This is a genomic window from Blautia sp. RTP21359st1_E11_RTP21359_211015, assembly GCF_040910705.1.
Taxonomy (GTDB): domain Bacteria; phylum Bacillota; class Clostridia; order Lachnospirales; family Lachnospiraceae; genus Blautia_A; species Blautia_A fusiformis.
This window is the reverse complement of the sequence record NZ_JBDGAB010000088.1, coordinates 1-10,252: the sequence shown is the minus strand read 5'-3', so window position 1 is coordinate 10,252 and position 10,252 is coordinate 1. Positions and strand designations below refer to the sequence as shown.

General features: G+C 46.3%; 9 protein-coding genes. 2 read left to right on the top strand and 7 right to left on the bottom strand.

The window, feature by feature from the left end:
- Together mutY and sfsA are read right to left on the bottom strand one after the other, a co-directional pair.
- The coding region (mutY, locus tag AB5026_RS18135; RefSeq protein ID WP_368214090.1) for an A/G-specific adenine glycosylase at positions 1-1,004 on the bottom strand (1,004 nt) is incomplete at its 3' end.
- Between the two features lie 12 nt (positions 1,005-1,016).
- Positions 1,017-1,697: a DNA/RNA nuclease SfsA gene (gene sfsA, locus AB5026_RS18130; protein ID WP_368214089.1), complete on the bottom strand. Its 681-nt coding sequence runs from the start codon at positions 1,695-1,697 to the stop codon at positions 1,017-1,019.
- A gap of 303 nt (positions 1,698-2,000) precedes the next feature.
- Between sfsA and AB5026_RS18125 the strand changes: the two genes are divergently transcribed.
- Positions 2,001-2,621: an HAD family hydrolase gene (locus AB5026_RS18125; protein ID WP_021652286.1), complete on the top strand. Its 621-nt coding sequence runs from the start codon at positions 2,001-2,003 to the stop codon at positions 2,619-2,621.
- 2 nt (positions 2,622-2,623) lie between these two features.
- Positions 2,624-3,982 (top strand): MATE family efflux transporter, encoded by a 1,359-nt coding sequence (locus tag AB5026_RS18120; RefSeq protein WP_192926460.1) that lies wholly within the window; start codon positions 2,624-2,626, stop codon positions 3,980-3,982.
- 106 nt (positions 3,983-4,088) lie between these two features.
- On the opposite strand, the gene AB5026_RS18115 is transcribed toward AB5026_RS18120, so the two are convergent.
- From AB5026_RS18115 to AB5026_RS18095, 5 genes are all read right to left on the bottom strand, one after another.
- A complete protein-coding gene (locus AB5026_RS18115) occupies positions 4,089-4,388 on the bottom strand; it encodes a DUF3784 domain-containing protein (protein ID WP_015527011.1) in 300 nt (99 codons plus the stop codon).
- An 82-nt stretch (positions 4,389-4,470) separates the two neighbouring features.
- Positions 4,471-6,105: a L,D-transpeptidase family protein gene (locus AB5026_RS18110; RefSeq protein ID WP_021652284.1), complete on the bottom strand. Its 1,635-nt coding sequence runs from the start codon at positions 6,103-6,105 to the stop codon at positions 4,471-4,473.
- A 127-nt stretch (positions 6,106-6,232) separates the two neighbouring features.
- Positions 6,233-7,585, bottom strand: a complete 1,353-nt coding sequence (locus tag AB5026_RS18105; RefSeq protein WP_287082437.1) for an MATE family efflux transporter — start codon at positions 7,583-7,585, stop codon at positions 6,233-6,235.
- A 257-nt stretch (positions 7,586-7,842) separates the two neighbouring features.
- Positions 7,843-9,384, bottom strand: coding sequence for a 2,3-bisphosphoglycerate-independent phosphoglycerate mutase (gpmI, locus tag AB5026_RS18100; RefSeq protein WP_287082435.1), 1,542 nt, complete (start codon positions 9,382-9,384; stop codon positions 7,843-7,845).
- Positions 9,385-9,595: 211 nt separating this feature from the next.
- A partial coding sequence (locus AB5026_RS18095) for a homoserine dehydrogenase (protein WP_368214088.1) occupies positions 9,596-10,252 on the bottom strand: 657 nt, incomplete at its 5' end.

Sequence of the window (10,252 nt, the reverse complement as noted above, 5' to 3'; positions counted from 1 at the left end):
ATTGCATATTTTTTATCGGATTCTCTCTTATCCACAAACAGGAACTCCCCCTGCGGTGCTTCTTCCAGAGAGGATACAGCGATACGATAAGCACACATCCTCCATTCAATATGGGAAAAAATGTGCTTCGCATCCGGCAGTGCTTCGATCCGCAGTGGTTCCAGCCCCATGGCTTTTACCCGGGCAAGTGCCGCCTTCTCCGTCAGATGTCCTTCCACATTTGGAAGCTCATAAAGGCCTGCCAGAAGTCCTGTATCCGGACGTTTACGGATCGCTGTACCTGCTCCGTCCTGGATCACAAGGACCGTTCGCTGTTCTATGGTACGGGCTTTCTTCGGTGCTTTTACGGGAAGTTCTTCTACAGTTCCATGCTTTCTGGCAAGGCAAAAATGCCCCAGCGGGCATTCTTCGCACTTTGCTACTCCGTTTGGAACACAGACTACAGCTCCCAGCTCCATCATAGCCTGGTTGAAATCCCCTGGTCTGTCCTCAGACATCTGCTCTGTAAGATCATTTTCCACCGATTTCCGTACAGACTGTTTCATGATATCTCCACGGTTTTCGGTGAGTCTTGCGTATACCCGCAGCACATTTCCATCTACTGCAGGGACTTTCTTTCCGTAGGCAATGGACGCAATGGCACCTGCCGTATATCTTCCTATTCCTTTTAACGAGAGAAGTGTCTCAAAATCCTCAGGGATCCTGCCTCCATATTCTTCCATGACCTGAACAGCCGCTTTCTGCATGTTGCGGACACGGCTGTAATAGCCAAGGCCTTCCCACAGCTTGATGATCCTCTCTTCCGGTGCCGCCGCAAGGGCTGCTACATCCGGAAGTTCCTGGATAAAGCGCTGAAAATAAGGTTTCACAGCTTCCACTCGGGTCTGCTGGAGCATGATCTCAGATACCCAGGTATAATAGGCATTGTCTTTATCTCTCCAGGGCAGGATCCTTTTGTTTTTATCGTACCATTTCAGAAGGGGTTCTGCAATGTTTTCAGGCATATCGTTTCCTTTCTATAATCTTACCGGTATCGGATCACAGATCTTCATGGAATCTTCCGTGACGGCACAGTCATAGGCCAGGATGTGAACACCGGCATCTGCTGCCGCCTTAAGTGTTTCTCCAAATTCCGGATGTGTCTCCCGATTTGGTTCAAAATACCTTACACCCTTCATCTGGATCACCAGAAGAAGATACGCCTCATAGCCGTCAGCTGCTGCATGCATCAGCTCACAGAGATGCTTGATCCCCCGTTCTGTAGGTGCGTCCGGAAAGCGCACGATATTATTTTCTTCCAGAGTGACGCCTTTTACCTCGATAAAAGCCTTTCGCTTCCCGGATTCCACATACAGGTCAAAACGGGAATTTCCGTATGTCTTTTCTCTCCTGACAGTCACTTTCTCCGGAAAAAAATTTCCGGCCGCCACCCACTCTTCTGCTGCTTTATTTGGGGCCTGGGAATCCATATTGATCCAGCGGCCCTCCTTGTTCACACTGATCAGATCGTATTTCGTTTTCCTGGCAGGATTATCACTCTTTTCCAGGATCACTTCTGCTTCCGGAACAAGAAGTTCCCGGCATCTGCCTGTATTCTTCACATGGACCGTTTCCAGCTGATCCCCGATCTGCACATGAGCGATAAAACGGTTCGGCCTGTCTTTGAATATACCTCTGATCGTATTCTTATAATTCATAGTTTTTCCCTCGTAACCCTTACTATAACATAAAATCTTCAAAAGCGCAGTTGCTTTTTTTTCTTTTCTCATATAGAATTATTTTGATAACTGTTCACTGGTAATATTCCGCGAGGTGTTTTTTGTGAGCGAAGGCCACAGAAAACCCGAGACATACCGCGCTAATTTATGCGATTAACATAAATTCTGTGCATCGCGAAGCGTATTGCTGAGAACGGAGTGAACAGTAACTTGTTTTGTACTATGTCCAGTACAAAGGGTTGCTTTTTTTACATATCATAGTTTTTTGGGGAGGTTTTTCTGATGGACAGTATTATTTTTGATGTTGACGGTACGCTCTGGGATTCCACCGGGATCGTAGCTGAGGCCTGGAGTGATTACCTTATCCATACGGAGCACATGGATACCGATGTAAGCGCCAAACGACTGATGGGGCTTTTCGGCCAGCTGCTGCCGGATATCGCAAAGGCTCTTTTCCCTGAGCTTCCGGAAGCAGAACAGCTTCGTATCATCGACGGCTGCTGCCAGGCAGAGCACGAGGCACTGCTTCGCAAATGTGCTCCGCTGTATCCGGATCTTGAGGAAACACTGAAGATTCTTTCCAGCCGTTTTCCTCTTTTTATCGTCAGTAACTGCCAGGCCGGATATATTGAAGTGTTCCTGAAATCCACAGGCTTCGGACACTATTTCAAGGGCCATCTCTGTCCCGGTGACACCGGCATGGCCAAAGCGGAAAATATCATGAAGATCCGCGAGGATAATAATCTTTCCGATCCGGTTTATATCGGTGATACTATAGGAGACTTTAATGCCTGCCGGAAAGCAGGAGTTCCTTTTATCTTTGCTGAATACGGTTTCGGTCAGGTGGATAAACCGGATTACCGGATCACCAGGCCTTTTGACCTTACGGAGATATGCAGATGAGTATGAAAAGATCAAAATCCATAGACCTTACTTCCGGTCCGATCCTGAAAACGCTTTCAGAGCTTGCTCTTCCTATCATGGCATCTTCCCTTCTTGGAACTGCCTATAATATCACAGATATGGCCTGGATCGGGCTTCTGGGCTCCAAGGCAGTTGCCGGTGTCGGTGTGGGCGGCATGTATGTGTGGCTTTCCCAGGGACTGGTAGCCCTTCCGAGAATGGGCGGACAGGTAAACACCGCACAGTCCTGCGGCCGGAAGGATTATAAAGAGGCACGTTCCTACGCGGCCAGTGCCCTGCAGATGACCATTCTGTTCGGTCTCTTATTTTCTGCAGCAAGTATTATATTTCTTGATCCTCTGATCGGATTCTTTAATCTGACAGACCCGGAAGCATATTCTTCTGCCAGATCTTATATGCTGATCACCTGCGGACTGATCATTTTTTCCTTCCTGAACCTGACTCTCACCGGACTTTTTACAGCCCAGGGAGATTCCAGGTCTCCGCTGATGGCCAATTTTCTTGGACTTGTGGGAAATATGCTCCTGGATCCGCTCCTGATCCTTGGCATTGGACCTTTTCCACGGCTTGAAACGGCAGGTGCTGCCATTGCCACAGTAACTGCACAGTTCCTGGTTTTTGCAGTGCTGGTTTTCCGGATTTTTACTTCCGGGCTAGAAACAAATGTACTTCGTGAACTTCATCTTTTTTCACGTTTTCCGGGAAAATTTTATAAAAATATCTTCCGCATTGGTTTTCCAACCGCTATCCAGAGCATGCTCTACTGTATGATCTCCATGGTACTGACCAGAATGGTTTCCGCCTTCGGTGCTGCTGCCATTGCTGTCCAGCGTGTGGGCGGACAGATCGAATCCGTTTCCTGGAACACCGCGGACGGCTTTGCCTCTGCCTTAAATGCTTTTACCGCACAGAATTTCGGTGCAAAAAAATACGACCGCATCCGCCAGGGCTACCGTATCTCCTTTGGTATCCTGACAATCTGGGGCCTTATCATAACTGCAGCCTTTGTGCTGCTCCCACGCCCAATCTCCGGACTGTTTTTCCATGATCCGGAATCCCTTGGGATTTCTGTAAATTACCTGATCATCATCGGCTTCTGTGAGGCTTTCATGGCCATTGAGCTGATGACCATCGGTGCACTGTCCGGCCTTGGTATGACCAAGCTCTGCAGTATCATCAGTATTATCCTGACAGGGGCCAGAATCCCGCTTGCCATGCTGCTGACTCATGCGGGAATGGGACTTAATGGTATCTGGTGGGCACTTTCCCTTACTTCCATCGTAAAGGGAATCATCTTTACTCTGACATTCCGGCAGACCAGCCGAACGAAATTAAACTAAATACAGACAGAAAAACTCCCCGCGGATACCGGAGCCTGATCAGACAGGTTACCGTTTCACGGGGAGTTCTGCTTTTTTACCTAAAGGATAGTTCTGATACTTCTGATCATTTTTTGATACATTTTGTTCTGAGTACAAACAGAAATACCGCAAGTATCACAAACAGAATTACTACATAGGCGATCTTTGCTGCTACACTTGTGGTGAATGCGTCAACTCCTGTAGCCACTCCGATAAGTATCAGACAGATTCCTGAAACTTTTTCCATTTTTTTCTCATCGTACTTCTGGGCTCTGGCCTGTGTGTTTCCGCCTTTCATAAAAAAGGAACCGTGTCCGGTAAAAAGCATAAATCCTACTACCAGTGCTGCGATTGTAAGTATAAAGCTGAATGACTGATCAAACATAATATTTTCCTCCTGCTAAAGAACAGGAGCCACGCACCGGATCACCGGCTGGCTCCTGTTTGTTTTTTGACTACTGATCCGATCAATAGAAACAGACGATCGGAACATTATACTGGATAATGTTGTAAAGCTCTCCCGCTTTATCCGGCGGCATATTGATACAGCCGTGGGAACCTCCGGTTAGATACCGATCGCCTCCAAAATACGGCTGCCAGTCTGCATCATGGAATCCAATGCCTCCGTTAAACGGCATCCAGTAGGTTACCGGCTGTTCATAGGAATAGGTTCCGTCTGGTTTCTTGGTGCCACGTAGCACATCCGGGCTCTTCTTATAATACAAGGTGAAGATTCCAGGAGGTGTTTTTCTCTTGGGATCACTTGCAAGTCCGGATACGATATCTGATTCAAAGATCACATTTCCATCCTGATAATACCACATATACTGTTCTGTAAGGTCCACTTCAATGTAGGTATTTCCCAGATCATTCACACCATAGGAATTGGCTCTCATGGAATAAACCGGCTCTCTGGTCGTCTGAGCTCCGGACTGGATCTCCTGGGTAAGCTGTGCCACCTCTCCGTCCTGATCGATCTTCCAGCCATATGCAGAACCGGAAACCGAAACAGTTCTTCCGCTTGTTGTCTGGAACTGACGCTCTGTACCTACTGTATCATGATCCGCTGCAAGCTGTGCCACATAATCCACGATATGCTGTTTGAAGGATGCATCATCCTGGATCAGCTGGCCCTTTTCGTCAAACTGCAGCCAGTTCTTGATGGTGCTTCCATCAAGTGTTACTGTCTCATCTCCAAATGTGTAGGTGATGCTTGCCCTCGCAAAGTTATTATATGCATCCACCGTTGCCTGCAGATCTGCACTGTCGCTGGTCACATCTGCTTTCACATAAGCATCCGGGTTACTGCCAAGATCTACTTCCCCGTCATCGCTGCTGATAGCATCACTGATCATCTGATAGGCTTCTTTTACCTTCAGTTCACTTCCCACTGTCTCCGGCACGATCGTAAACTCGGAATCATTAAAGCTTACGTACGCATTCTCCGGTGCTACCTGATTCTCTTTCTGGGCACAGTTCAGTGCTTTCACTTCTGACTCCAGCTTTGACTTGTCAAAAGCTGTCTGCTCACTGGCTGTGTAAGTCGTCTTTTCAAAAAATCCTCTCACCCATTCATAGGGCTTCTGCGCTTTCAAAAGCTTCAGAACTTCACCACTGGATATATAACGATAACTGATATCCGTTCCTTCTATCGTCTGCGGTTCCTGATCTCTGGCCTTTACCTGGATGGAATAGCCTTCCATTTTTTTTGCGATCTCCTGCTCAACCTCATATGCAGTCCTGTTGGAGCTGTCGATCCCGTTAATCGTTGTGCCCTCAAAGAAATGACTTGTGTAATAATAAGATACTCCTGCATATGCACAGCCTGCCACTACCAAAACCATGGCGGCGATCATTCCAGTTACCTTCAGTGCTTTATGCTTTTTCTTTTCGGGTATAACAATAGGTTCAAATTCAGATTCATCGATAGGTACGTAGGTGATCTTCCTTGGCCTTGCTGATTTCGAAGGTCGTGCCGACTTGTGAGCAGCTGATCTGTTATTTTTATTTTCAGGCTGAGGCTCTCCTGCAGTATCACTGACGATCTTTGCCATGGCATCATTGATCCTGTCCTCGATATCCCTCTTTTCATCGTTGCTCATATTTATTCACCTCTATGTTCATGTGCCTTCAAAAAAGGCATCTTTCCATTGATACTTTCTGGTCTTACTCACCAGCTTTTTCATTATATCATACTTTCCGGAAATTGCATCTCATTTCACGTTTTTTTTATAACTTATTTGTACCGTACAGCTTCCGCGCCATATCTTTCATAACATAGAAATACATTACCCAAAGGAGCACTGACGCAAAGATCCAGGCCACCGGACTTGCAAGACAGGTACCGATATAGCTGCTTTTTCCGGCTGCAATGGTAGCGGTGATCCCTCTTCCTGCAAGCTCAGCCACACCGGCCATCATAGGAAGAAGACCATATCCCATTCCCTGGATCCCGTTTCGCAGTACATTGACAAAATACAGAGGAATAAAAAACAGTGCCACACATTTTACATAGATTGCTACCATAGGAAGCACTTCTTCAATGTTATCTGAGATAAACAGATATGCGAAATATTTTCCCGCAAAGAACAGAAAACTACCAACAACAACAGAATATACAATTCCTATAAAATGCGAAGCCCGGAAGCCTTCCCGCACTCTCTCAAGCTTTCCGGCTCCGATATTCTGTGCATTGTAGGTAGCGCTGGCAGTTCCCTGTGCCACATATGCCTGGGTGAAGATCTGCTCGATCTTACTTCCTGCTGTAAACGCCGCCACCGCATAAGAGCCAAGCATATTTAAGGCTGACTGTACCATCATGGTTCCAATCGCCGTAATGGAATACTGCAGTCCCATTGGGATTCCCACACCGATCTGCTTGGCTGCGAGGTTACGTCTGAAATACCAGTCTTCTTTTTTCATACGGAGCTCCGGCACAAACTTCCAGATATATACCAGACATAAGACTCCTGAAACTCCCTGGGAAATAATGGTAGCCCAGGCTGCTCCAGGCGCTCCCAGCTTAAACACGATGATAAATACAAGGTCAAGCACAATATTCAGCATTGCAGATAAGATCAGAAAATACAGTGGTACCTTACTGTTTCCCAGTGCACGGAGGATACTGGCCAGGATATTATATAATGCCTGGGCAAAAATCCCTCCGCAGATGATCATAACGTAAGCATATGCATCCTTGAAAATATCATCCGGCGTATGCATAAATTTCAGAAGTGCATGCATACCTGTCATGCTGACTGCTGTCATCACTGCCGAGACCAGCGCTGTCAGGATCAGTGCATTTCCCACGGTCTGACGCATCTCATCCATTTTTCCCGCACCGTACTTCTGTGCAGTCAGTACGGTAAAACCGGCAGTAAGTCCCAGAAGAAAGCCTATGATCAAAAAGATGATAGTTCCTGTTGAGCCAACTGCCGCCAGTGCCTTTGTTCCTACAAATTTTCCTACAACCACCGCATCTACCATATTGTAGAACTGCTGAAATACATTACCAATAAATACCGGGATCGTAAATCCCAGGAGCACTTTTACCGGTTTTCCCTGTGTCATGTCTGTTTTCATGAAATCTTTTTTCCCCCCATTTAATTTGATCGTTCCTAAACTTTGTGCTGCTTTTTGTTATTCTTTTTATTATTCTTTCTGTAACTTTACAGTTGCTCAAAAGTTACCTGTTTTTATGTATCAGAGGGATTATAGTTGAAATGGAATGATTTTACAAGATGATTTTGAAAATTTTTTTCATGTGTGGAAACAGAAACAATCGGATGAAAAAATCCCGGCAGATCCGTAAAAATCTGCCGGGATTCCGTGAAGCTTATTTATTTCTCAACAAGAAGAGACTCTCCTGTCATTTCCTTCGGCTGCTCCATACCCATAAGCTGGATCAGAGTCGGAACGATATCTGCAAGACATCCGTTCTCACGAAGTGTGTATTTCGGATCTGCGTTTACAAGGATAAACGGTACCGGGTTCGTTGTATGAGCTGTCCACGGCTCACCTGTTTCATAATTTACAAGCTGCTCTGCGTTACCATGGTCAGCGCAGATAAAGAGCTGTCCGTCAACCTCTTTGATCGCCTCTACAGCCTTACCAACACACGCATCAACAGTCTCAACAGCCTTGATCGCAGCTGCCTCAACACCTGTATGGCCAACCATATCCGGGTTCGCAAAGTTGATGATGATCACATCATATTTGTCAGACTTGATCGCCTCTACAAGCTTTTCACAAACCTCCGGTGCACTCATCTCCGGCTGCATATCGTAGGTCGGAACCTTCGGGGATTTTACAAGGATCCTGTCCTCTCCTTTGTTTGGTTCCTCAACACCACCGTTGAAGAAGAATGTAACATGTGCATATTTCTCTGTCTCGGCGATACGTGCCTGTGTCATATCGTGAGCTGCAAGGTACTCACCAAAGGTATTGTGAAGAAGAACCTTGTGGAATGCTACCAGCTTATTCTGGATGGTATCATCATACTCTGTGAAGCATACGAATGTGGTATCCAGTCTCTTTGCTCTCTCAAAGCCCTTAAAATCGTCATCACAGAAAGCTCTTGTGATCTCTCTTGCACGGTCCGGACGGAAGTTGAAGAATACAACGGAATCCTTATCGGAAATAGTTGCAACCGGTTTGCCGTCTTTCTCAATAACAGTCGGAAGCACAAATTCATCTGTCTTGTCATCATCATAGGAAGCCTGAACTGCTGCTGCAGCATCTGTTCCCTTTACGCCTTCGCCCTGTGTAAGAGCTTTATATGCAAGCTCAACACGATCCCAGCGGTTATCACGATCCATTGCATAATAACGTCCGGAGATCACACCGATTTCACCAACGCCGATCTCTTTCATTTTAGTTTCCAGCTGCTCTACAAACTCTTTACCGGATGCAGGCGGTGTGTCACGTCCATCCAGGAAGCAGTGTACGTAAACTTTCTTGAGTCCCTCTCTCTTTGCCATCTCAAGAAGTCCGTAGAGATGTGTATTGTGGCTGTGTACTCCACCGTCAGAAAGAAGTCCCATAAAATGGATCGCGGAATCGTTATCTTTTGCATTCTTCATAGCAGTAAGAAGTGCCTCATTCTTGAAAAAATCGCCGTCCTGGATCTCTTTTGTGATCCTTGTAAGCTCCTGGTATACGATACGGCCTGCGCCCATGTTCATATGACCAACCTCGGAGTTACCCATCTGTCCGTCCGGAAGACCTACCGCAAGACCGCTGGCATTGCCTTTTACAAACGGATAATCTTTCATGAGTCCGTCCATAACCGGTGTTTTTGCCTCATATACAGCATTTCCGTCATGTCTGTCATTGAGTCCGTATCCATCAAGGATCATTAAAACTGTTGGTTTTTTGCTCATAATTTTCCCCTTCTTATCTTTGATCGAAAATCTGTCCGGCACAGCTCTTCACTGATTCTGAAACCCTCTGTACCATTCAGGATTCTTTTGTTTTCCATTTTATATAGTACCAAAATCCAGAAATTTTGCAACGTTTTCTTTGACAAAAATTTGTCTGTTTTCAATTTCCCGACAACTGATACGGCTGATCTGTAAATTTACGCGAAAGATATTATTTCTGGTATACACGGATCATAGAAGAAATCTTTCTTACAGATGCGCTGTTTTCCAGTTCTTCCTTAACCTTAAAGAAAGCGCCCTCGCTTACAAGTTTGGTGATCACAACAACCTCTGCGGTATCCGGTCTCTTGCTTTCTTTCTGCATGATCTGTGCCACGCTTGCCTGATATTTTGCAAAATGCTCCAGGATTTCAGCCAGCACACCGCAGCGGTCCTCTACCTGCAGGCGGAGGAAATAACGGTTATGGGTATCTGCCATATTTTTTACCGGAAGTGTCTTATAGCAGGTGCAGCCTACTCTTCCGCAGCAATCTGCCTTCATATTACGGACTACCTCAAATACATCACCGGCAACCGCACTTGCTGTAGGAAGCTCACCTGCTCCACGTCCGTAGAACATGGTATCTCCTACTGCATCTCCGTGTACAAAAACTGCATTATAAGAATCATTGACGGATGCAAGGGGATGCTCTGCCGGGATCAGCATCGGGCAGACATAGGCCTCAACGCCGTCCTCCTGACAGCGTGCAACACCCAGAAGCTTGATCTCGCAGCCCATTTCTTTTGCGTAACGGATATCCTTTGCCGTGATCTTTGTGATTCCCTCTATATGAACATTATCAAGGGTAACTCTGGAATTAAAGGCAAC